Annotated in this window: 21 protein-coding genes; 6 read left to right on the forward strand and 15 right to left on the reverse strand. The window is 74.0% G+C overall.

What is annotated here, in order from left to right; all coding sequences use genetic code 11:
• Positions 1 to 5: 5 nt before the first annotated feature.
• A complete protein-coding gene (locus QRT03_RS13880) occupies positions 6 to 647 on the forward strand; it encodes a helix-turn-helix domain-containing protein (protein ID WP_286053460.1) in 642 nt (213 codons plus the stop codon).
• Here QRT03_RS13880 and QRT03_RS13885 read toward each other — a convergent pair.
• The 5 genes from QRT03_RS13885 to hutU are packed head-to-tail and all read right to left on the reverse strand — an operon-like array spanning position 626 to position 7,503.
• The gene (locus QRT03_RS13885; protein ID WP_286053461.1) at positions 626 to 2,095 is read right to left on the reverse strand and encodes an aromatic amino acid ammonia-lyase; all 1,470 of its coding nucleotides are present in this window, start codon (positions 2,093 to 2,095) and stop codon (positions 626 to 628) included. The two genes, QRT03_RS13880 and QRT03_RS13885, sit on opposite strands and share 22 nt — an antisense overlap.
• Complete coding sequence (gene hutI, locus QRT03_RS13890) at positions 2,092 to 3,270, reverse strand: imidazolonepropionase (protein ID WP_286053462.1); 1,179 nt, start codon at positions 3,268 to 3,270, stop codon at positions 2,092 to 2,094. The genes QRT03_RS13885 and hutI overlap by 4 nt, the downstream gene beginning before the upstream one ends.
• The gene (locus QRT03_RS13895; RefSeq protein ID WP_286053463.1) at positions 3,267 to 4,628 is read right to left on the reverse strand and encodes a formimidoylglutamate deiminase; all 1,362 of its coding nucleotides are present in this window, start codon (positions 4,626 to 4,628) and stop codon (positions 3,267 to 3,269) included. The genes hutI and QRT03_RS13895 overlap by 4 nt, the downstream gene beginning before the upstream one ends.
• A complete protein-coding gene (locus QRT03_RS13900; protein ID WP_286053464.1) occupies positions 4,625 to 5,842 on the reverse strand; it encodes an allantoate amidohydrolase in 1,218 nt (405 codons plus the stop codon). Before QRT03_RS13900 ends, QRT03_RS13895 begins: the two co-directional genes overlap by 4 nt.
• Positions 5,839 to 7,503, reverse strand: a complete 1,665-nt coding sequence (hutU, locus tag QRT03_RS13905; protein ID WP_286053465.1) for a urocanate hydratase — start codon at positions 7,501 to 7,503, stop codon at positions 5,839 to 5,841. The genes QRT03_RS13900 and hutU overlap by 4 nt, the downstream gene beginning before the upstream one ends.
• Positions 7,504 to 7,620: 117 nt before the next feature.
• Between hutU and QRT03_RS13910 the strand changes: the two genes are divergently transcribed.
• On the forward strand, positions 7,621 to 8,406 hold the full coding sequence (locus QRT03_RS13910; RefSeq protein WP_286053466.1) for an IclR family transcriptional regulator: 786 nt from the start codon (positions 7,621 to 7,623) through the stop codon (positions 8,404 to 8,406).
• On the opposite strand, the gene QRT03_RS13915 is transcribed toward QRT03_RS13910, so the two are convergent.
• From QRT03_RS13915 to nucS, 6 genes are all read right to left on the reverse strand, one after another.
• Positions 8,360 to 8,797: a DoxX family protein gene (locus QRT03_RS13915; protein WP_286053467.1), complete on the reverse strand. Its 438-nt coding sequence runs from the start codon at positions 8,795 to 8,797 to the stop codon at positions 8,360 to 8,362. The genes QRT03_RS13910 and QRT03_RS13915 overlap by 47 nt on opposite strands.
• Positions 8,794 to 9,051: a hypothetical protein gene (locus QRT03_RS13920; protein WP_425604840.1), complete on the reverse strand. Its 258-nt coding sequence runs from the start codon at positions 9,049 to 9,051 to the stop codon at positions 8,794 to 8,796. The genes QRT03_RS13915 and QRT03_RS13920 overlap by 4 nt, the downstream gene beginning before the upstream one ends.
• 19 nt (positions 9,052 to 9,070) lie before the next feature.
• Positions 9,071 to 10,849, reverse strand: coding sequence for a 3-hydroxyacyl-CoA dehydrogenase family protein (locus tag QRT03_RS13925; RefSeq protein ID WP_286053469.1), 1,779 nt, complete (start codon positions 10,847 to 10,849; stop codon positions 9,071 to 9,073).
• A 102-nt stretch (positions 10,850 to 10,951) separates the two neighbouring features.
• Positions 10,952 to 12,478 carry an aldehyde dehydrogenase family protein gene (locus QRT03_RS13930; RefSeq protein ID WP_286053470.1) on the reverse strand — a complete coding sequence of 509 codons (1,527 nt, stop codon included), beginning with the start codon at positions 12,476 to 12,478 and terminating at the stop codon, positions 10,952 to 10,954.
• A 27-nt stretch (positions 12,479 to 12,505) separates the two neighbouring features.
• Complete coding sequence (locus tag QRT03_RS13935; protein ID WP_286053471.1) at positions 12,506 to 12,979, reverse strand: HIT family protein; 474 nt, start codon at positions 12,977 to 12,979, stop codon at positions 12,506 to 12,508.
• 10 nt (positions 12,980 to 12,989) lie between these two features.
• On the reverse strand, positions 12,990 to 13,649 hold the full coding sequence (gene nucS / locus QRT03_RS13940) for an endonuclease NucS (RefSeq protein WP_286053472.1): 660 nt from the start codon (positions 13,647 to 13,649) through the stop codon (positions 12,990 to 12,992).
• Between the two features lie 43 nt (positions 13,650 to 13,692).
• On the opposite strand from nucS, the gene QRT03_RS13945 reads away from it, so the two are divergent.
• Positions 13,693 to 14,220, forward strand: coding sequence for an NUDIX domain-containing protein (locus QRT03_RS13945; protein ID WP_286053473.1), 528 nt, complete (start codon positions 13,693 to 13,695; stop codon positions 14,218 to 14,220).
• 4 nt (positions 14,221 to 14,224) lie between these two features.
• On the opposite strand, the gene QRT03_RS13950 is transcribed toward QRT03_RS13945, so the two are convergent.
• Positions 14,225 to 16,060, reverse strand: coding sequence for an HNH endonuclease signature motif containing protein (locus QRT03_RS13950; protein WP_286053474.1), 1,836 nt, complete (start codon positions 16,058 to 16,060; stop codon positions 14,225 to 14,227).
• Between the two features lie 121 nt (positions 16,061 to 16,181).
• Between QRT03_RS13950 and QRT03_RS13955 the strand changes: the two genes are divergently transcribed.
• The gene (locus QRT03_RS13955; RefSeq protein ID WP_286053475.1) at positions 16,182 to 17,201 is read left to right on the forward strand and encodes a hypothetical protein; all 1,020 of its coding nucleotides are present in this window, start codon (positions 16,182 to 16,184) and stop codon (positions 17,199 to 17,201) included.
• Here the strand turns inward: QRT03_RS13955 and QRT03_RS13960 are convergent.
• Positions 17,198 to 17,557 carry a PaaI family thioesterase gene (locus tag QRT03_RS13960; RefSeq protein WP_286054363.1) on the reverse strand — a complete coding sequence of 120 codons (360 nt, stop codon included), beginning with the start codon at positions 17,555 to 17,557 and terminating at the stop codon, positions 17,198 to 17,200. The genes QRT03_RS13955 and QRT03_RS13960 overlap by 4 nt on opposite strands.
• A gap of 130 nt (positions 17,558 to 17,687) precedes the next feature.
• Here QRT03_RS13960 and QRT03_RS13965 point away from each other — a divergent pair, with 130 nt between their 5' ends.
• Complete coding sequence (locus tag QRT03_RS13965; protein WP_286053476.1) at positions 17,688 to 18,293, forward strand: hypothetical protein; 606 nt, start codon at positions 17,688 to 17,690, stop codon at positions 18,291 to 18,293.
• Here the strand turns inward: QRT03_RS13965 and QRT03_RS13970 are convergent.
• Positions 18,290 to 20,365, reverse strand: a complete 2,076-nt coding sequence (locus tag QRT03_RS13970) for a protein meaA (protein ID WP_286053477.1) — start codon at positions 20,363 to 20,365, stop codon at positions 18,290 to 18,292. The genes QRT03_RS13965 and QRT03_RS13970 overlap by 4 nt on opposite strands.
• Before the next feature lie 99 nt (positions 20,366 to 20,464).
• Between QRT03_RS13970 and QRT03_RS13975 the strand changes: the two genes are divergently transcribed.
• Positions 20,465 to 20,758, forward strand: coding sequence for a hypothetical protein (locus QRT03_RS13975; RefSeq protein ID WP_286053478.1), 294 nt, complete (start codon positions 20,465 to 20,467; stop codon positions 20,756 to 20,758).
• A 2-nt stretch (positions 20,759 to 20,760) separates the two neighbouring features.
• On the opposite strand, the gene murA is transcribed toward QRT03_RS13975, so the two are convergent.
• Positions 20,761 to 22,035: a UDP-N-acetylglucosamine 1-carboxyvinyltransferase gene (gene murA, locus QRT03_RS13980; RefSeq protein WP_286053479.1), complete on the reverse strand. Its 1,275-nt coding sequence runs from the start codon at positions 22,033 to 22,035 to the stop codon at positions 20,761 to 20,763.
• Positions 22,036 to 22,092 lie beyond the last annotated feature (57 nt).

The raw sequence follows: 22,092 nt of genomic DNA on the forward strand, positions 1-22,092 counted from the left end.
CTAGCGTGAGCGAGGTGGAGCAGGTCGAGCACGGTCCGGCGGCCCGCGAGGTCGAGGGCCCCGACGACGGGGAGGGTCGGCTCGAGCGTGCGATCGGGGCGCAGGTGCGCCGCATCCGGCACGACTCGGGCCAGACCCTGGCCGAGATGGCGACCCGCACCGGCATCTCCAAGCCGATGCTGTCGAAGATCGAGAACGCGCAGATCTCCTGCTCGCTCACGACGCTCGCGCGGCTGGCGTCGGCGCTGGAGGTGCCGGTGACGGCGCTCTTCCGGGACGCCGACACGCCCCGTGAAGCCGTGTTCACCCCGGCCGGCGGTGGCGCGCGGATCGTCGCGCGGGGCACTCGCGTGGGGCACGACTACACCCTGCTCGGGGCGCTGCGCGGGCCGCACAAGCGCATGGAGGCGCACCTCGTCACGCTCACCGAGCGCAGCGAGGAGTTCCCGCTGTTCCAGCACCCGGGAACGGAACTGCTGTTCATGTTGGAGGGCGCCATGGTCTACGGCCACGGCGACAGCTCCTACGAGATGCGCCCGGGCGACGCGCTGCAGCTCGACGGCGAGGGCGCGCACGGGCCCCGCGAGCTCGTGGAGCTGCCGATCCGCTTCCTGTCCGTGGTCGCCTACGGCGACACCCCCGGCTGAGGGGTCCGGCCCCAGCGGTCGATCGCCACGCTCGCCGCGTGGACGTCGTCGCCGACCCGGTGGTCCTCCCGGACGTCGGGCAGGGTCGCGTCCAGGTCCGCGAAGCGCGCCGCGAGCAGGCGGCCGCGGGGCGCGGTCCCGGTGAGCCGGAGCACCCGGACCGCCGCGACGAGCTCGCACGCCAGCACCGTGCGGTAGCTCTCCACGGAGGCGGCCGTGCTGCGGGCGGCGTGCGGGGTGAAGCTCGCGTGGTCCTCCACGCCCCGCGAGATCACCGACGTGCCGACGGTGACCGGGCCCGCGGAGTGGCGCAGCCGGCCGAGCGCGTCGTGCGTGAGGTACTCGAGGATCATCAGCCCGGAGCTGCCCTCGGGCCCGGCGGCGAGGAACGGGGCCAGGCCCGTGAACTCCGGCTCCATCAGGTCGCCGAGCCGGGCGGCCGAGAGCTCCGCGGCGTGGTGCACCGCCGCGCGGACCTGGTCCAGCGCCAGCGCGACGTACGCCGTCGAGAACAGGCCGTGGTGGAACACCCCGCCGCCGGCGACGTCGATCAGCGGGTTCTCCGCGGCCGCGTTCACCTCGATCTCCAGCGTGGCCCGCAGCCGGTCGACCGCGTCCAGCGCCGGGCCGTGCACCTGCGGGAACGCGCGCAGCCCGAACGGGTCCTGGATGCGGCGGCCCGGGCTGAGGTCGCCCTCGTGCCACAGCAGCTCCCGCATCCGGGCGGCCGCGCGTACCGAGCCGGGGTGCGGACGGCGGGCGTGGACCTGTTCGGCGAACGCCTCCGGGGACCCCGCGAGGGCGCAGTAGGACAGTGCGGTCACGGTGTGCGCGGAGGCGAGCAGCCGGCTCAGCTCGTCGGTCGCGAGCACGGCCCGGGCCAGCGTGACGGCGTTCGAGGACATGAACGCCAACGCGTCGCCCGGCTCGAGCGCGACCGACCGCACGGCACCGCGCGCCCACGGGACGTGCCCGGTGAGCGCGAGACCGATCTCGGCGAGGGTGGCGAGGTCGCCCGTGCCGATGGACCCGCCGTCGTGGACCGTCGGGACGGCGCCGGTCCGCAGCGCGGACTCCAGCGCGGTGACGAACCGGGGGTGGATGCCGCTGCCCGCGGCCGCGAGCTGGTTGAGCCGGATCAGCATGGCCGCCCGGACGACGGCGGGTTCGAGCAGGTCGCCGACCCCGGCGGCGTGGCTGCGCAGCAGCCGCAGGTCGTGCTCCCCGGGCCCGCTCCCGACGACGGCCTCGCGGTTCGCCCCGACGCCGGTGGTGCGGCCGTAGACGGGCCGGGTCGAGCTCGCCGCACACGCGGTCTCCCACGCGAGGTGGACGGCCTTCATCGCCTCCGGCGCGACCCTGACGGGCCCGTCGCCGGTCGCGACGCGGACCACGTCGTCGCAGCTCAGCGTGCTCCCGTCGACGACGAAGGCGTCCGGGTCGGTCATCTCTCCTCCTCGCTCGGGACGCCCCCACGCCAGACCTCCCGCACCAGCGGCACCCCCGGGCGGTAGGCCAGGTGCACGTACGACGGGGCCGCGAGCCGGACCAGGTCGGCCCGGGCGCCGGGGACGAGCGACCCGACGTCGGGACGCCGGAGCGCCGCCGCCCCACCCGCCGTCGCCGCGTGCAGCGCCTCGGCCGGGGTCAGCCCCTGGTGCCGCACGGCGAGCGCGAGGCAGAACGCGATGTTCGACGTGTAGGAGCTCCCCGGGTTGCAGTCGGTCGCCAGCGCGACCATGGCCCCCGCGTCGAGCAGGCGCCGGCCGTCCGCCCACGCCGTGCGCGTGCTGAACTCGACCCCGGGCAGCAGGGTCGCCACCGTGGGCCCCGCGGCGAGGCCCTCGACGTCGTCGTCGGACAGGTACGTGCAGTGGTCGACCGCGGCCGCTCCGAGGTCCACCGCGAGTCGCACCCCCTCACCCTGCCCGAGCTGGCCCGCGTGCACCCGCATCCCGAGGCCCCGGTCGCGGCCGGCCTCCAGCACGGCGCGGGCCTCGTCGACGTCGAACGCCCCGGTCTCGCAGAACACGTCCACCCAGCGGGCGTGCGGTGCGCACGCGTCCAGCATCGGGCCGCACACCAGGTCGACGTAGTCCGCGCGGTGGTCGGCGTACTCGGCCGGGACCACGTGCGCCCCGAGGTAGGTGGTCTCCGGGGTGAACCGGCCGGCGATCTCCAGCGCCCGGCGCTCGTCGTCGACCGTGAGCCCGTAGCCGCTCTTCGTCTCGAAGGTCGTGACGCCGGCCGCGAGCAGCTCCCGGGCCAGGCTCGCGACGCCGGCGGCGAGGGCCTCGTCGGAGGCCGCGCGGGTGGCGGCGACCGTGGTGCGGATGCCGCCCGCGGTGTAGGGGCGGCCGCTCGCGCGGGCGGCGAACTCCGCCGAGCGCTCCCCCGCGAACACGAGGTGGGCGTGGCTGTCGACGAAGCCGGGCACGACGGCATCACCCTCGTGGTCGACCCGGTGGTCGGCGGCCGGAGCGCGGGCCGCAGGCCCGACCCAGGCGACCCGGTCGCCGTCGGTGACCAGGGCGGCGTCGTGCAGGAGCCCGAGGACCGACCCGTCGCCGATGGCGGGGTCGTTCGTGACCAGCTCGCCGATCCCGGTGTGCAGCACGCTCACGCCGCACGCTCCTCGTCGTCGAGGACCCGGGCCGTGACGGCGGCCAGCCGGTGGGCGGCGTCCGGCACGGTGGTGTGCCGACGGTCCGCGACCACGACGCGGCCGTCGACGAGCACGTCGTTGACGTCGGCGGCCCCGGCGGCGAACACCGCGGTCTCGACGGTCGCACCCCCACCCGCGGTGCGCACCGACGCCAGGTCCAGCGCGACCAGGTCCGCCCGCGCGCCCGGGGCGATCGTCCCGGCGTCGGAGACCCCGAGGGACCGGTGCCCGTGACGGGTCGCGCACGTCAGCAGGGTCTCCGCGTCGAGCACCCCGCGCTCCCGGCGGGCCAGCCGCTCGTCGAGCTCCACGGCGCGGGCCTCCTCCAGCAGGTCGATGACGGCGTGGCTGTCCGACCCGAGGGACAGCGGGACCGCCGGCTCCGCGAACAGGGCGGACGCGGGGCCGATCCCGTCGCCGAGGTCGCGCTCGGTCGTCGGGCAGAAGCACACGCCGGTGCCGCTCGTGCGCAGTGCCGTGACGTCGGACGGGCTGAGGTGGGTCGCGTGGACGGCGGTGGTGCGCGGCCCGAGTACCCCGTGCCCATCGAGCAGCTCGACCGGGGTCGCGCCGTGCACCGCGCGGCAGGCGTCGACCTCGGCGGTCTGCTCGGCGACGTGGGCGTGCAGCGGCGCGCCCCGGGCTGCGGCCCACTCCACGACCGCGGGCAGCTGCGACGGCGGGACGGCCCGGACCGAGTGCGCGGCGGCACCGACGAGGACGCCGTCGACCCCGGACACCCTCGCGTGGAGGTCGTCGACCCGCGCGGCCCAGGCGTCCGCGGAGCCGTCGGAGAACCGCTCCTGGGTCCCGACGACGGGTGCGCCGCTCACGTCCGCGGTGAGGTAGCACGTGTCGAGCAGGGTCAGCCGGAGCCCGGCAGCCCGGGCGGCGTCCGCGAGCGCGAGGCCCATCGCGTTCGGGTCCGCGTAGCGCCGGCCGCCGGGCGCGTGGTGCAGGTAGTGGAACTCCCCGACCCCCGTGACCCCGGCCAGCGTCATCTCCGCGAACACGGCGGTCGCGACCTCGCGGTAGGAGTCCGGGGTGAGGCGGTCGGCGGCCCGGTACATGAGGTCGCGCCAGGTCCAGAACGAGCCACGTCCCTGCTGCGTGCGCGCCCGGAGCAGCCGGTGGAAGGCGTGCGAGTGCGCGTTCGCGAAGCCCGGGACGACGAGGCCCCGCAGCGCCGGGACCCCGGCGGGCCGGGGCACGCCCGGGGTGACGGCGGTGATCCGACCGTCGTCGACGGTGACGAGGACGTCGCGCTGCACCGGCCCGGTGCCGGTCCACACGTGCTCGCACCACCAGGCGCTCATGCTGACGCTCCGTCCCGCAGGACCGCGGTCAGCGCCTCGACCCCGGCCAGGCAGTCGTCGCGCTCGGCGTGCTCGGCCGGCGAGTGCGAGACCCCGGTCGGGTTGCGGACGAACAGCATCGCCGTGGGGACCTCGGCGGCGAGCACCCCGGCGTCGTGGCCGGCGGCCGTCGGCAGCACGGGCAGGTCACCGAGGACCGCGCGGATGCGTTCCCGCGGGCCGTCGGGGAACGCGACGACCGGCGACAGCGACTCGGCGACGACCTCGACCTCGGTGCCCTCGGCCCGGGCGTGCGCAGCGGCGTCGGCGAACACGTCCGCGGTGAGCGCCCCCAGCACGGTCTCCGACGGGGCGCGCGCGTCCAGCACCGCGACCACCTCGGAGGCGATCGCGTTCGCGCCGTTCGGGGCCACCGCGAGCTTCCCGATCGTGGCCACCGCGCCGTGCTGCCGCGCGCGGGCGCGGGCGGCGGCGACCGTGGCCGCGCACGGCAGCATCGGGTCGTGCCGGTCGACGAGCAGGGTGGCCCCGGCGTGGTTCGCCTCGCCGGTGAAGCGCAGCCGCCAGCGGCCGTGCGGCCAGATCGACGACGCGACCGCCACCGGCCGGTCGAGCCGGTCGAGCGCGCGCCCCTGCTCCACGTGCAGCTCGACGAACGTGCCGACGCGGCGGGCCAGCCCGTCGTCGCGACCCAGCCCCGCCGGGTCGACCCCCGCCCGACCGAGCACCTCGGCCAGCGTGCGCCCGTCGGCATCCCGCAGGGCCCGCGCGCGGTCCGGGTCCAGCGCGCCGGTGGACAGCCGCGACCCGACGCATGCGACCCCGAACCGCGCGCCCTCCTCGTCGCCGAAGCAGACGACACCGATCGGCCGGCGCGGCGCGAAGCCCTCGGCGCGCAGGGCGTCGACGGCCGCGAACGACGAGACCACGCCGAGCGGGCCGTCGAAGGCGCCGCCGTCGGGCACCGAGTCCAGGTGCGAGCCGGTGACGACGGCGCCCTCCGGGTCCCCGGACCGGCCCGCCGGGAGCCACCACGCCCACAGGTTGCCGTTGCGGTCGCGCTCCACGTCGAGACCGCGGGCCTCGGCCGCGCCGGTGAACCACTCCCGCAGGGTCAGGTCGGCGTCGTCCCAGGCGGAGCGGCGGTAACCGCCGGTCGTCCGGTGGCGGCCGATGTCGGCGATGTCAGCCCACAGACCGTCGAACGTGCTCATCGATCCTCCATCGGCACGCGGAGCCCGCGCTCGGCGGCGACGGCGCGCGCATGCGGGTAGCCCGCGTCGGCGTGGCGCAGCACGCCGGTCGCCGGGTCGTTCGTCAGCACCCGCTCCAGCTTCGCCGCCGCGAGCGCCGTGCCGTCGGCGACGCACACCTGGCCCGCGTGCTGGGAGCGGCCGATCCCGACCCCGCCGCCGTGGTGCAACGACACCCAGGTGGCTCCGGACGCCGTGCTGACCAGGGCGTTCAGCAGCGGCCAGTCCGCGATCGCGTCCGAACCGTCGAGCATCGCCTCGGTCTCGCGGTAGGGCGACGCGACCGATCCGGAGTCCAGGTGGTCGCGGCCGATGACGACCGGCGCGCTCAGCTCGCCGGACGCGACCATCTCGTTGAACCGCAGCCCGGCCCGGTGCCGCTCGCCGTAGCCGAGCCAGCAGATGCGGGCGGGCAGGCCCTCGAACGCGACCCGCTCGCCGGCCATCGTGATCCACCGGCGCAGGGCGTCGTCGTCCGGGAAGAGGTCGAGGATCGCGCGGTCGGTCGCGGCGATGTCGGCGGGATCGCCGGACAGCGCCGCCCACCGGAACGGGCCGCGCCCCTCCTCGAACTGCGGGCGGATGTACGCGGGGACGAAGCCGGGGAAGGCGAACGCCCGGTCGTAGCCGCCGCGGCGGGCCTCGTCCCGCAGCGAGTTGCCGTAGTCGAACACCTCGGCGCCGCGGTCGGCGAACCCGACCATCGCCTCGACGTGCGCGGCCATCGCCGCCCGGGCCCGCACGGTGACGCCCTCCGGGTCGGCGGCCGCGGCGGCGCGGAGGTCCTCCACCGCCATCCCGATCGGGAGGTAGGAGAGCGGGTCGTGCGCCGAGGTCTGGTCGGTGACGACGTCGATCGGGGCCTCGCGGCGCAGCAGCTCCGGTACGACCTCGGCGGCGTTGCCGACCACCCCGATCGACAGCGGCCGCCGCGCGTCCCGCGCCTCGACGGCGAGCCGCAGGGCGTGGTCCAGGTCGTCCGCGCGGACGTCGAGGTACCGGTGGGCGATGCGGCGCTCGACGCGGGTCGGGTCGGCCTCGACGCACAGCGCGACACCGTCGTTCATCGTGACGGCGAGCGGCTGCGCGCCGCCCATGCCGCCCAGGCCCGCCGTCAGGGTGACGGTGCCGGCGAGCGTGCCGCCGAAGCGCCGGCGGGCCACGGCGGCGAACGTCTCGAAGGTGCCCTGCAGGATCCCCTGGGTGCCGATGTAGATCCACGAGCCGGCCGTCATCTGCCCGTACATCGTGAGCCCGGCCGCCTCGAGCCGGCGGAACTGCGTCCAGTCCGCCCAGTCGCCGACGAGGTTGGCGTTCGCGATCAGCACCCGCGGCGCCCAGGTGTGCGTCCGCAGGACCCCGACCGGCTTCCCGGACTGCACCAGCAGGGTCTCGTCGTCGGCGAGGTCGCGCAGGCACGCGACGATCGCGTCGAACGCCTCCCAGCTCCGCGCGGCACGGCCGGTACCGCCGTAGACGACGAGGTCCTCGGGGTGCTCGGCGACCTCGGGGTCGAGGTTGTTGCACAGCATCCGCAGCACGGCCTCCTGCTGCCAGCCGCGGCAGGAGAGCTCGGTGCCGCGCGGGGCCCGCACCGCGGGGCGGGTGGGTGACGAGGTCACGGGGTCCTCCACGTCAGGGGTCGGGTGGCGTGCTCCGAGTGCACCGGATCGCCGTCTCCCGCCCCAGGGCCTACGGGCTACGGTCGTCTCGGATTCGAGACGTCCGAGGAGGCACCCGTGGGCAGCAGCACCTCACCCGCCGTCGGGAAGGCGCTGGACGTCCTGCTCCACCTCGCGGGCCGCTCCGGCCCAGTGCCCGGCGCCGCGTTGATCCGGGAGCTCGGGATGCCGCGCTCGTCGGCCTACCACCTGCTGGCGGTGCTCACCGAGCGCGGCTTCGTCCTGCACTACCCCGAACAACGGGCGTACGGGCTGGGCGTGGCGGCCTTCGAGATCGGGAGCGCGTACCTGCGCCACGCGCCGCTGGAGCACCTCGGCCGACCGCTCGCCCGGCGCCTGGCCGCCCGCACCGGCGAGACCGCGCACCTCGGGATCCTGCACGGCCCGGACTCGCTCTACCTGGTCAAGGAACGGCCGCCGCGGCAGGCCTTCCCGGTCTCGCTGGTCACCGACGTCGGGGTCCGGCTCCCCGCCTCGCTCACGGCCAACGGGCGGTCGATGCTGGCACACCTGGCCCCGGCCCAGCTCCGGGCGTTGTTCGCGGCGCCCCTGGTGACCCGGACGGAGTCCGGTCCGACGTCCCTGCCCGAGCTCCGCGAACTGCTCGCCGCCGAACACGCCCGCGGGTGGGCCCGGGAGGACGGGATGATCACCGCGGGGATGCGGTCGGTCGGCGCGTGCGCGTTCGACCACCACGGCGCGCCCGTGGCGGCGTTCAGCGTGACCGGTCGCGGCGATCGGGCCGCGACCGGCGAGGAGGAGATCGCCGCGGCGACCCGGTCGGCCGCCCGCGCGCTCACCCGGCGGCTGAGCGGGACCGCTCCCGCCGGCTGGTTCGGGTGAACACCTCCGCGACCCACAGCGCCCAGAGCACCAGCACGGGCTGGAAGAACAGCCGGGTGAGGCGGGACCGGTCGTCGTCGAGCCCGAACGCGGACACCCCGTCGAGGTACTGCCACAGGTTGCCCGGGAAGATCGCGACGAAGAACAGCGCGACGACGACCCCCACGACCCGTCGTCGGGAAGCAAGGATGAGCAGCGCGAGCCCGAGGACGATCTCGACGACCCCCGAGACCAGGACGACGAGGTCCGCGTCGACCGGGAACCACGAGGGCACCTGCCCGCGGAACGCGACCCGGAACGGACCGAGGTGGGTGACCCCGGCCGTCGTCAGGAACGCTCCTAGCAGCCACCGTGCGAGCCTCCGCGGCAGGGACTCGGCCGACCCGCTCATCGCCGCCAGCACCCCGAGTGCCAGTGCCGGCGCTCGTCACCGCCGCCGACCTCGTCGACCGGCCACGCGACGACGTGCGAGGTGCCCGGCCGGATCTCCTGGTTGCACCCCGGGCAGCGGTAGGTCTTCGTCGCGGACGACCCGCTGATCGCCCGCACCGCCCAACGCCGCCCGCCGCGCTCGACGTAGGACAGGGCGCCACCGAACAGCGGACGGGCCTCCCCGCCCGCCATTCGGCGGTTCTTGCGCGACATGGGCGCTACGCCCAGGGGCTCACCGGTAGTCCCGGAACCCGTGCCCGGTCTTGCGGCCGAGCCGGCCCGCCGTCACCAGGTGCTCCAGCAGCGGCGTCGGGGCGAACCCGGGCACGCGGAACTCCTGGTAGAGCGACCGCTCGATGGCGAGCGAGACGTCCAGGCCCACGACGTCGAGCAGCGCGAACGGGCCCATCGGCAGGCCACAGCCGTTCTTCATGGCCGAGTCGATGTCGTCGACGGTCGCGTAGTGCGCGTCGAGCATCGCCACCGAGTCGTTCAGGTAGGGGAAGAGCAGCGCGTTGACGATGAAGCCCGCGCGGTCCCCGCAGAGCACCGGCGCCTTCTTGATCTTCGCGCAGAGGTCCCGCACGGTCGCGGTGACGTCGGGTGCCGTGGTGATCGGCGAGACGATCTCGACCAGCTTCATGACGGCGGCCGGGTTGAAGAAGTGCATGCCGATGACGTCGGCCGGGCGGGAGGTCGCCGCGGCGCACTCCACGACCGGCAGCGACGAGGTCGTCGTCGCGAGGATCGTCCCGGGCTTGCAGACCTCGTCGAGCGCGGAGAACGCGGCTTGCTTGACCTCGAGGTCCTCGGCGATCGCCTCGACGACGATGTCGCACTCGGCGAGCCCGGAGAAGTCGACCGTGGTGGAGATGCGCCCGAGCGTCTCGTCGCGCGCCTCCTCGGTCAGCTTGCCCTTGACCACGGCCTTCTCCAGCGACTTGCGCACCGCGGCGACGGCACCCTCGCCCTTGGACTCCGAGCGACCCCGCACGACGACGTCGTAGCCGGCCTTCGCGAAGACCTCCGCGATGCCGGTGGCCATCGTCCCGGTGCCGACCACGCCGACCCGCGAGATCGGGCGCAGCGTCGCGTCGTCCGACCCGGGCGGCGGCGGGGTCAGTGCATCGGCGACGACCTGGGACGAGCCCGGCTCGGCGTAGGTGTAGAAGCCGCGACCGGTCTTCCGGCCGAGGAGCCCGGCGGTGATCATCTGCTTGAGGATCGGCGCCGGCGCGTGCCGCTGGTTGCGCGACTGCCGGTACATCTCCTCGAGGATCTCGTAGGCGGTGTCGAGGCCGATGAGGTCCATCAGCGCCAGCGGGCCCATCGGGTAGCCGCAGCCGAACTTCATCGCGGCGTCGAGGTCCTCGCGGCCCGCGTAGTGCGACTCGAACATGCCCACGGCCTGGTTCAGGTACGTGAACAGCAGCTGGTTCGCGATGAAACCGGCGCGGTCGCCGCAGACCACCGGCGACTTGCCCAGGCGCTCGGCCAGCGCGCGGACGTCGTCGACCACGTCGGGCTCGGTGACGACGGTGCGCACGAGCTCCACCAGCGGCTGCACCGGCGCCGGGTTGAAGAAGTGCATCCCGACGACCTTGCTCGGCCGCTGCGTGCGCACCGACAGCTCTGTGATCGACAGTGACGAGGTGTTCGAGGCGAAGATCGTGTCCGCCGCGCAGACCTTGTCGAGCGCCGCGAAGACCTCGCTCTTGAGCTCGAGGCGCTCGGGCACCGCCTCGACGACGAGCGCGACGTCGCCGAGCTGCGCCATGTCGGTGGTGACGGTGACACGCTTCAGCAGGGCGGCACGGTCGTCCTCGGCGAGCTTCCCGCGGGAGACGGCGCGCGCGGTGGAGGACTCGATCTGCTCCTTGCCGTGCGCGGCGGCGGCCTCGGTGACCTCGACCGCGACCACCTCGATGCCGCCCTTGGCGAACACCTCGACGATGCCCGCCCCCATCGTGCCGAGGCCGACCACACCCACCCGGGCGAACTCGCGCGCCACTACTCGTCCCTTCGTCGGAAGCTGAGATTCTCGCGATCGTGGCACGTCGCGGGCGTGGGACCCACCCCACGCACCCGCACGTGACGCACCCCTCCGCGCGCTTTACCGGTTCCGTCGGTAGATGACCCCGGCCAGCACGGACAGCAGCTTGACCACCCAGCCGGGCCGGTCGAACGTCATGACGTTGATGCTCTTGAATCGGCGCTCGGAGACCGCCAGCGCGCGCGTGAACTCGCGCAGCCCGTCCCGGCCGTGGATGCGCCCGAAGCCCGAGTCGCCGACCCCGCCGAAGGGCAGCGAGGGCATCGCGGCGAAGGCGATGACGCCGTTGACCGACACCATCCCGACCCGCAGCTTCCGCGCGACCTCGTACCCGCGCTTCTTGGCGAAGACCGACCCGCCGAGCCCGTACTTCGACGCGTTGGCGCGCTCGACGGCCTCGTCGATGTCGCGGACCCGGTTGACGACGACGGTCGGCCCGAACGTCTCCTCGGTGACCGCGGTCGAGTCCTCCGGCACGTCGGCGAGCACCACGGGGTCGACGTACGGGGCACGGACGGACTCCCGACCGCCGAGGACGGCCCGGCCGCCCTTCGTCAGCGCGTCGTCGATCTGGCCGGAGATCACACCGATCTGGCTCGGCATCGTGATCGGGCCGTACACCGACCGCGGCTCACCGCCCGGGTGCAGCTTCGCGGCCCGCTGGGCGACCTTGTCCAGGAACTCCTCGGCGACCGACTCGACGACGTACACCCGCTCCACGCCGATGCAGGTCTGCCCGGCGTTCGACATCGCTCCCCACACCGCGGCGGCCGCGGCGTCGTCCAGGTCGGCGTCGTGGTCGACGAGCAGCGCGTCCTTGCCGCCGCACTCGACGAGGATCGGGGTGAGGGTCTCCGCGCAGGTCGCCATGACCTTCTTCGCCGTGGCGGTCGAGCCGGTGAAGGCGACCTTGTCCACGCCGACCCGGCACAGCGCCGCGCCCGTCTCCCCCTCGCCGGTGACCAGGCTGAACAGGCCCTCGCCGTAGCCGTCCGTGCGGTGCAGCACCTCGGCGAACGAGTCCACCAGCCACTTCCCGACGGTCGGGGTCAGCTCGCTCGGCTTGAACACGACGGCGTTGCCGGCGGCGAGCGCGTAGCCGATCGAGCCCATCGGCGTGAAGACCGGGTAGTTCCACGGCCCGAGCACCCCGATCACGCCGAGCGGGCGGTACTCGATCGTCGCCTTGTGGTTCACCATCAGCGCGCCGGCCTCGAAGCGCTTGCGACCCAGCGCCGCCTTCGCGTGCTTGCCCGCCCAGTGCAGGTGGTCGATGACGAGGACGACCTCGAGCCGGGCGTCGTCGAGCGGCTTGCCGGTCTCGCGGCTCACGAGCTCGGCCAGCTCGTCCGTGCGCTCGATCAGCAGCTTGCGCCACGCGCCCAGCCGCTCCCGTCGCCCGTCGAAGCCGAGGTCGGCCCACCACTGCGCGGCGCGGCGGGCGCGGTCGACGACGGAGCGCACCTCGTCCGGCCCCTGGAGCGGATACGTCGCGATGACGGAGCCGTCCCGCGGGTCGAGCGAGTCGAAGGTCTTTCCCGACGACGGGTCGGTGCTCGCTTCGGGCCGCGCTGCCGTGCTGGTCATGGCGCGGGACGTTACCGGCGGGTACACCTATCTGGCGAGTGCTGCCCGGAGCCGATCGGCGGTCGTGTCGAGCTCTGCCCGCTCCGCGAGCCGGAACCGGCCGTCGAGCCGCAGCCCGTCGCCTGCCGTGCGCGGGAGGACGTGCAGGTGCGCGTGCCAGACCTCCTGACCCGCCGTCGGGCCGTCGGCGAGGAAGAGGTTCACGCCGTCCGCGAGCCCGGCCCCGCGGGCGGCCGCCGCGACCCGCCGTCCCAGTTCCCACACCCCAGCGCCCTCCTCGGCGGTCAGGCCGACGAGGTCGACGACGTGGCGGCGCGGGACGACGAGCGTGTGCCCGGTGACCGCCGGCTGCAGGTCGAGGAAGGCGACCGCGACCCCGTCGTCGTGGACCAGGCTGCGCTCGGCGGTGCCGGCGACGATCGCGCAGAACACGCACTCCCCGCCCACCTCGGCCGGCAGGACCTGCCGCTTCGGGGTGCGGCGGATCGACGGGAGGCGCATCAGGTCGTGCTCAGAAGAGCCGGAACACGTCGGACTCGATCCCGCGCAGGGCGTCGTAGTCCAGCGTCACGCAGCGGATGCCGCGGTCGGTGGCGAGCACCCGGGCCTGCGGCTTGATCTGCTGCGCGGCGAAGATGCCGGCGACCGGGGCGAGCAGCGGGTCCCGGTTGAGCAGTTCGAGGTACCGGGTGAGCTGCTCGACCCCGTCGATCTCGCCGCGCCGCTTGATCTCGACCGCCACGGACCCGCCGTCGTGATCGCGACAGAGCAGGTCGACCGGGCCGATCGCCGTCGGGTACTCGCGGCGGACGAGGGTCCAGCCGTCCCCGAGGGTCGTGACGTGCTCCGCGAGGAGTTCCTGCAGGTGCGCCTCGACGCCGTCCTTGACCAGGCCGGGGTCGACGCCGAGCTCGTGAGTGGAGTCGTGCTGGATCTCCTCGAGCGTGATCGTCAGCGTCTCGTCGGCCTTGTTGCGTACGACCCACGTACCGGGCTCCTCGGTGAGCCAGCACGGCGGGCTCATCCAGTTCAGGGGCTTGTAGGCGCGGTCGTCGGCGTGGACGCTCACCGACCCGTCCGCCTTGACGAGCAGGAGTCGGATCGCGCTGGGCAGGTGCGCGGTGAGGCGCCCGGCGTAGTCGACCGTGCAGCGGGCGATGACGAGACGCACTCCTGAGAGGGTTCCAGACGCCCGTCGTGGATCATCGCGGGGTGTGGAGACCACCAGCTCGCGCGAGATCTACGCCAACCCGTGGATGACGATCCGCGAGGACACGTTCGTCCGCCCCGATGGCGGCGAGGGGATCTACGGGGTCGTCGACAAGCCGCACTACGCGCTGGTGATCGCCCTGGAGGGCGACCGGATGATGCTGGTCGAGCAGTTCCGCTACCCGATCGGCCTGCGCCGGTGGGAGTTCCCGCAGGGCACCGCCCCCGACCGGGCGGTCATGGACCCGTCGGAGCTCGCCGCCCGGGAACTGCAGGAGGAGACCGGGTTGACCGCCCGGTCGTGGCACCCGCTGGGCCTGCTCGACGTCGCCCCCGGCCTGTCCTCCCAGCGCGGGCGCGCCTTCCTGGCCACCGACCTCGTCGCGGGTGAACCTGACCGCGAGGAGACCGAGGCCGACATGCGCGCGGCCTGGGTCACCCGCGGGGAGTTCGAGGACCGGGTGCGCGCCGGCGAGATCACCGACGCCCAGTCGATCGCGGCGTACGCCCTGCTGCTGCTCTCGGGCCGCTGATCCCTCACCCTGCCGCCATGGTCCAGGGCCGGTTGCGGCGGGGTGTCCGGGTGGGGTCGAGCCATTTCGGGGGGATGAACCAGGGCAGCCGTTGGTCCATGACGATCTCCCAGCCCGACCGGTGCACCAGCCCGTGGTGGTAGACGCACAGGCAGACCAGGTTGTCGAGCTCGGTGTCGCCGTCGTGGCCCCAGTGCTGGATGTGGTGGATCTGGGAGCGGCGGGCTCTCCGGCGGCAGCCGGGGAAGGCGCAGTGCCGGTCGCGGCGGCGCACGGCGCGGACGAGCCCGGCCGGTGGGGTGCGGGACTTGCGGCCGACGTCGAGGACCTCGCCCTTCGAGCCGAGGACCATGGGGATGATCTCGGCATCACAAGCCAACTGCCGCACGGTTTTGGGGCGGATCCAGGTGGCGTCGCCGAGCAGGGCAAGAGCCTGGCTGCGGTCGGCGAGTTGGTCGCGCAGGGTGTCGTAGTCGACGGTCACGGTCAGTTGGATCGGGCTGGTGTCCCCGGGCTTGCGCCGTCTCGGGTTACCCGGGCGCGGTGGTGACGGCGCTGTGGGCGGTGGCGGCTCGGCTTCGGCGCCCACGGGGTTCGAACCCGCGTTCTCGGGAGGTTCCCAGTCGCGGTCGCTCCCGGCGGCCGAGGTCTCGCCGCCGCCATCGGTGTCGCCGGTGGTGTCGGACCGCGCGGGGTCGGGGGTGTAGTCGGGGTCGGGGCCACCGAACTCAGCCCGGTCGGCCCGGTCGGCCCGGTCGTCGTGGTCGTCGTCGCTGTCATCGTGGTGGTCGAACAGCGGCGGCTGCTGGGACGCAGTCTCGTCGGGTTCGTCGAGGCCTTCGGTGAGGCCGGCGTTGAGCAGGTCGATCAGGGCGGCGGCCTGCCGGGCGGGCTTGGAGTGGTCGGCCTCGACCTCGGGGGCCTCACCCCGCTCGCCGTTCTCGGCGACGGGGGCAGCGCCGGTGTCAGGGTCGGCCACCGCGGCGGACTCCGGGGGCAGGGTGGCGGCGCGGATAGCCTGGTCGAACAACTCCGCCGAGACCGGGTCACGCAGGATCACCTTCGCGTGCAGGTCACCGTTGCCCCGTCGGGTGTAGCTCAGCTCATCCTGCTGCGGCGGGTCCTCCGCGGGCGCGGCGCCGTCGGGGTCGAGGCGGTCGGCGATCACCGACGCCGCGCCCTTGAGCGCGATCGGGGAGTGCGTCGCGGCGAGCGCGGCGAGTTGTTGTTCGGTGACCGCGAGCAGTTCGGGGTCCAGGTCCTCGACCGTCGAGAGCCGGCGCATGGTGTCGCGGATGACCTCGACGTGCCCGTCACCCACGGTGCCGTCATCGACGGACGAGCTGGTTGCCGGCAGGTCGGCGGGCACCACTGCCCCGGACGGGCTGGTGGTCTCGTGCAGCGCCGCGGCGTGCCGGGCGAGCCGGTTGGTCTCGGCGGGGTCGAGGCGCACGTGATCGGCCAGCAGCCGGGACAGGTGCCGGTACCCGGACTCCGCCAACGCGTCGCTGGCTTTGAGCGCGGTGAGCGCCCGGTACACCCGCGCCCCGGTGAGCCGGTGGGCCCGTACTGCGGTGGCCATCTCGGCCAGCGCCTCCCGCGACCGCGCCGACAGGCCGTCCTCGTCCCGATCGGTCTCGCCGTGGTCGAGGCCCGGCACTGCCCATTCGGCGGCGCCGTCGCTGGTCGGCTCTCCGGGCTGCGGGCGTGTGGCGAGGTCGGGTGCCAGGCGCAGCAACCGTGCGATGGGTTCCTGCGGCTCCGCCGCGGCCTGCGTGCGGTCGGCGCGCGTGAACCACGACCCCTTGCTGGGGTCGAAGGTCCACACCGCTGCCGTCATGAACCCATCGTCGAACACGCGTTCGAGAAGATCAAGAGCCGTTCGGAGCAACTTCGCAGAGCGATCAGGCGCGCCCGGATCGGTACCGACGGTCCCTGCTGGCACGGGGAACACTGGGGTCATGCCGCTCGTGCGTCTCGGCCCGCTCGCCGTCCCCACCCCGTCCGAGGCGCTCTCGTTCACCGCGGAGGTCGCAGCGGTCGGCGCCCGGTTGCCGGAGCAGGTCGGGACGCTGCTCGGCGAGGTGACCCGACTGGTGGGCCGCCTGGACGGGATAGCGACCCGGGTCGACGGCCTGCTCGACCGGGCCGAGGGCATCGTCGGCGAGATCGAGGGCGTCATCGGCGAGGCGCGGACGATCACCCGGGGCGCGAACGAGGTCGTCGGGTCCGCGCGGGAGATCACCACCGGGGCCAACGAGGTGGTCACGCAGGCCCGCGACATCACCAGCGGGGCCAACGAGGTCGTCGCTCAAGCCCGCACCATCACCTCCGGCGCGAACGACGTCGTCGGATCCGCGCGCGAGATCACCACCGGGGCCAACGAGGTGGTCACCCAGGCCCGCGAGATCACCAGCGGGGCCTCCTCCGTCGTCGACGACGCCCGCGCGATCACCTCCGGCGCGAGCGAGGTCGTCGGATCCGCGCGGGACATCACCACCGGGGCCAACGAGGTCGTCACCCAGGCCCGCACCATCACCTCCGGCGCGAGCGAGGTGGTCGACTCGGCGCGGTCGATCACCGGCGGCGCGGACGAGGTCGTCACGCAGGCCCGGGAGATCACCAAGGGCGCGGACGAGGTCATGTCCTCCGCCGGCGCGACGAGCCGCAGCGCCCAGGAGCTGCTGGACCTCTACCGCCCGATGCTGGAGCGGGCCGCCCCGCTGACCCAGCGCTTCGTCGACGACCTCGCCCCCGAGGAGATCGACGCGGCCATCCGCCTGGTCGACGAGCTCCCGGCCCTCGCGCACCACATGTCCGAGGACATCCTGCCGATCCTGGAGACCCTCGACCGCGTCGGACCGGACCTCAACGAGCTGCTCGAGGTCACGAAGGACCTCCGCAACGCCATCGACGGCATCCCCGGGTTCTCGTTCCTCAAGCGGCGCGGCGAGTCCAAGGACGACGAGAGCGACTCCTAGAGCACCGCCTGGGTCTGGGTCGTGCGAGCCACGAGCCGACCCTCGTCGTCGTGCAGATCGGTCTGCACGACCACCTGCGAGCGCCCGCGGTGCACGGGCCGCGCCACGGCGGTGACGGTGCCGCCGCGCACGCCACGGAGCAGGTTCGTCGACGACTGGGTGGTCGCGGTCGAGGCGCCCTCGGGCAGGCCCAGGTAGGCGCACACGGCCCCGACGGTGTCGGCCAGGCTCATCAGCGCCCCACCGTGCATCAGGCCGCGCGCGGTCGTGAGGTCGTCGGCGTACGCGAGGGTCCCGACGACCTCCTCGGGACCCGCCGTCGTCAGCTCGATCCCGAGCCGGCGGGCGAACGGCATGAGCGAGAGCAGGTCGTCGGCCACCGCAGCAGCCTGCCGCACCCGGCCGGCCCGCGACGATGACCCGGCGCGTCATCGACGTCTCCCGAACGGCCACCACGATGACGACCCGGCCGTCACGATCACCGCCATGCGACTCGTCCTGCTCCTCGCCGCGCTCGCGCTGCTCGTCACGGGCTGCGCGACCGGGGGTCCCCCTCCACCTCCGTCGTCGACGACGACGCCGGCCGTCCCGTCCGACCTCACCGGCAACCGGGTGCTCACGCCGGCCCGCGGAATGTTCTCGGTCGAGGTGCCGGCCCGCTTCGCCGACGTGCCCGCGTCCGCCCCGGAGGCCGCGGCGGTCCCGCCGCTGGCGCGGGCGATCGGGCAGGGCGCGGGCGTGCTCGCGGTCGACCGGCGTCAGGGCTACTCCCCGACGGCGGGCGGCTACTGCACCCTCGTGCAGTCGCGGGACCTGCCCCAGCTCGCGGCCGAGGCCCGGGAGGCCCTGCAGGGCAGCGGCGCCCCGGTCGAGGCCCCGGAGTTCACCGTCCTGCCGGCCACCGGGCCCGCCGGACCGCGCGTATCGGGCACCTACCGCAGCACCGGCAACGGCCGGACGCTGACCGTGCAGCAGGTCGCCGGGCTCGCCGGCCCGGGCCGGGCGTGCCTGCTCACGGTCTCGACCGACGACGCGGCCCGCGACGCCGGGGTTCTCACCACCGCCCGCGACACGTTCCGCATGGCCGGCTAGGCCTGGGCGGCCTCCCGGTCGGCGTCCAGCCCGTGCACCTCGCGGATGACGTCGACGAACTCGCCCATGATCCCGGTCAGCGAGTAGCTCTTCGGCGTCACCACGCGGTGCACCCCGAGACGCTGCAGCTGCTCGGCGTCCGCGGGCGGGATGATCCCGCCCGCGACCACCGGGATGTCGGCGGCGTCCGCGCGGGCGAGACCGTCGAGCACGGCGGGGATCACCTCGAGGTGCGACCCGGAGAGGATCGACAGCCCGACGACGTGCACGCCCTCCTGCACCGCGGCCGCGACGATCTCGGCGGGGGTCAGGCGGATGCCCTGGTAGATGACCTCGAACCCGGCGTCGCGGGCCCGGACGGCGATCTGCTCGGCGCCGTTGGAGTGCCCGTCGAGCCCAGGCTTGCCGACCAGCATCCGCAGGGCGGACACCCCGAGGTCCTCCGCCGTGCGACGCACCCGCTCGCGGACCTGCTCGAGCTCGGTCGGCTCGCCGTCGGGAGTCTCGGACCCCGGCGCGCTCGATCCCGACGACGAGGCCGCGGTCACCCCGGTCGGGGCCCGGTAGGAGCCGTAGACCGAGCGCAGCGCCCCGGCCCACTCCCCCGTCGTCACACCGACCTTCGCACAGGCGAGCGTCGCGTCCATGAGGTTCTCGGTGCCGCCCGCGGCGGTGGTGAGCTGCTCCAGGGCGGCCTTCACGGCGTCGTCGTCCCGGTTGGCGCGCCAGGCGGCGACCGCCTCGCGGGCCTGCTCCTCGACCTCCTTGTCGACGACGAAGATCGCGTCGGCCCCCTCGGCCTGCAGCGGGCTGGGCTCGGTGGAGGTGAACTTGTTGACGCCGACGACGGTGTCCTCGCCGGACTCCAGGCGCAGCCGTCGCGCGGCGAGCGAGCTGACCAGCTGGGACTTCATGTAGCCGGAGTCGACCGCGGCGACCGCCCCGCCCATCTCGGCGACCTTCGCGATCTCGGCGCGGGCGCCCTCGATGATCGACGCGGTCTTCGTCTCGATGACGTGGGAGCCGGCGAAGATGTCGTCGTAGTCGAGCAGGTCGGTCTCGTAGGCGAGCACCTGCTGCATCCGCAGCGCCCACTGCTGGTCCCAGGGCCGCGGCAGGCCGAGCGCCTCGTTCCACGCCGGGAGCTGCACGGCGCGGGCACGGGCGTCCTTGGACAGCGTCACCGCGAGCATCTCCAGCACGATGCGCTGGACGTTGTTCTCCGGCTGCGCCTCGGTGAGGCCCAGCGAGTTGACCTGCACGCCGTAGCGGAAGCGGCGCAGCTTCTCGTCCGTGACGCCGTAGCGCTCGCGGCACAGCTCGTCCCACAGCTGCGCGAAGGCCCGCAGCTTGCAGATCTCCTCGATGACGTGCAGGCCCGCGTTGACGAAGAACGAGATGCGCCCGACGACCTTGCCGAAGTCGGCCTCGGGCACCTGGCCCGAGTCCCGGACGGCGTCGAGCACCGCGATCGCGGTGGAGATCGTGTAGGCGACCTCCTGCGTCGGCGTGGCCCCGGCCTCCTGCAGGTGGTAGCTGCAGATGTTGATCGGGTTCCACTTCGGGACCTTGAGGACCGTCCACGCGATGGTGTCGGTGATCAGCCGGACGCTCGGGGCCGGCGGGAACGCGTACGTCCCGCGCGAGAGGTACTCCTTGACGATGTCGTTCTGCGTCGTGCCCGCGAGCTTCGCCCGCTCCGCCTGCGGGTCGCGCCCATCGGCCTCGGCCTGCTCGTCGGCCACGGAGACGTAGAGCGCGAGCAGCCACATGGCGGTCGCGTTGATCGTCATCGAGGTGTTGGCCTCGTGCAGCGGGATCTGGTCGAACAGCGCCCGCATGTCGCCGAGGTGCGACACCGGCACGCCGACCTTGCCGACCTCCCCGCGCGCGAGCTCGTCGTCGGGGTCGTAGCCGGTCTGCGTCGGCAGGTCGAAGGCGACCGACAGGCCCGTCTGCCCCTTGGCCAGGTTGCGACGGTAGAGCTCGTTGGAGGCCTTCGCGGACGAGTGCCCGGCGTAGGTCCGCATGACCCAGGGACGGTCGCGCGAGTCGTCGGTCGGGTACGGCATGGGTGAACCTCCGAGCAGGGTCCGGACCCGCCGAGGTTACCGGCGGGTCGCGACGACGCTGCACATGCTGCTTTTCACAGGATCGGTCACGATGGCCGGATGGTCGGTTCCATCGGCGAGATCCTGACGGCGATCGCGGTTGTCATCCTGCTGGCCGGCTTCCTGCGCTACACGTTCGGCTCCGGCCCGAAGGGCGCGATGCCCAGCGAGGGTGGCGACGTCGGGTTGCTCGAGACGGTAGCGACCGTGCCCACCCGGGACGCGGCCGAGATCCTCGCCGCCCGGCTCGCCCGGGAGAAGGTGCGCGCCACGATCGCGCACGGCACGGACGGCTGGAACCTGCTGGTGTTCCCGGGCGACGCCGACGACGCCCGGGTCGTGCTCCGCATGTGAGGTCAGCGCTGCGGCGGCGCGTTCACCCGCTGCACGTCCCCGCCGAGCGCGCGGAGGTTCTCGACGAACAGCGGGTAGCCGCGGTCGATGTGGGCGACGTCCCAGACCTCGGTGTCCCCGTCGGCCACCAGCCCGGCCAGGACCAGCCCGGCGCCGGCGCGGATGTCCGAGGCCCACACCGGCGCACTGGAGAGCCGCTCGACGCCGCGGACCACGGCGTGGTGCCCGTCCGTCCGGGCGTCCGCGCCGAGGCGGACCATCTCCTCGACGAAGCGGAACCGTCCCTCGAAGATGTTCTCGGTGATCATCGAGGTGCCCTCGGAGATCGCGGAGAGCGCGATCGCCATCGGCTGCAGGTCGGTCGCGAAGCCCGGGTAGGGCAGCGTCACCCAGTCCACCGAGTTCGGCCGGCCGTTGCCCCGCACCCGGAAGCCCTCGGGCACCGTCTCCGTGGTCGCGCCGGCCTGGGAGAGCTTGTCGAGCACCAGGTCCAGGTGGTGCGGGTCGACGCCGCGCACGGTCACGTCGCCACCGGTCATCACGGCCGCGAACGCCCAGGTGGCGCCGACGATGCGGTCGCCGATCACGCGGTGCGCGGTCGGCGTCAGCTCGGCGCCGCCGTGCACGGTGAGGGTGGAGGTGCCGCCGCCGGAGATCTTGGCACCCATCTCCTGCAGCATGCGGACCAGGTCGACGATCTCGGGCTCGCGGGCGGCGTTGTCGATGACGGTCGTGCCCTCGGCGAACACCGCGGCCATGAGGATGTTCTCGGTGGCACCGACCGACGGGAAGTCCAGCCAGATCTGCGCGCCGCGCAGACCCTCGTCGCCCGCCTCGGCCACCACGCTGCCGTGCGAGATCTCCGACCGGGCGCCGAGCAGCCGCAGGCCGGCCTGGTGCATGTCGAGGGGCCGCGAGCCGATCGCGTCACCCCCGGGCAGCGGCACGACGGCCCGCCGGCACCGCGCGACCAGCGGCCCGAGCACGCAGACCGAGGCACGCAGGCGCGAGACCGAGCGGTAGTCGGCCTCCGGGTTCAGCTCCGCGGGGACGTCGATGACGACCGTGTCGCCGTCGACCGAGACCTCGCAGCCCAGGCTGCGCAGCACGTCGCCCATCAGCGGCACGTCGAGGATCTGCGGACAGTTCGTGATCGTCGTCCGGCCCTCGGCAAGCAGCGCCGCGGCCATCAGCTTGAGCACGCTGTTCTTGGCGCCGACGACGTCCACGGTGCCCGCGAGGGAACCGGCCGGTCGCACGACGAAGTGCTCGTTCACGCTCCGCGACGCTACCGGGGGCACCCCGACGCACGACGGCCAGGGCGGGCGGCGCGC

The organism is Actinomycetospora termitidis, from assembly GCF_030286555.1.
Classification (GTDB): Bacteria; Actinomycetota; Actinomycetes; order Mycobacteriales; family Pseudonocardiaceae; genus Actinomycetospora; species Actinomycetospora termitidis.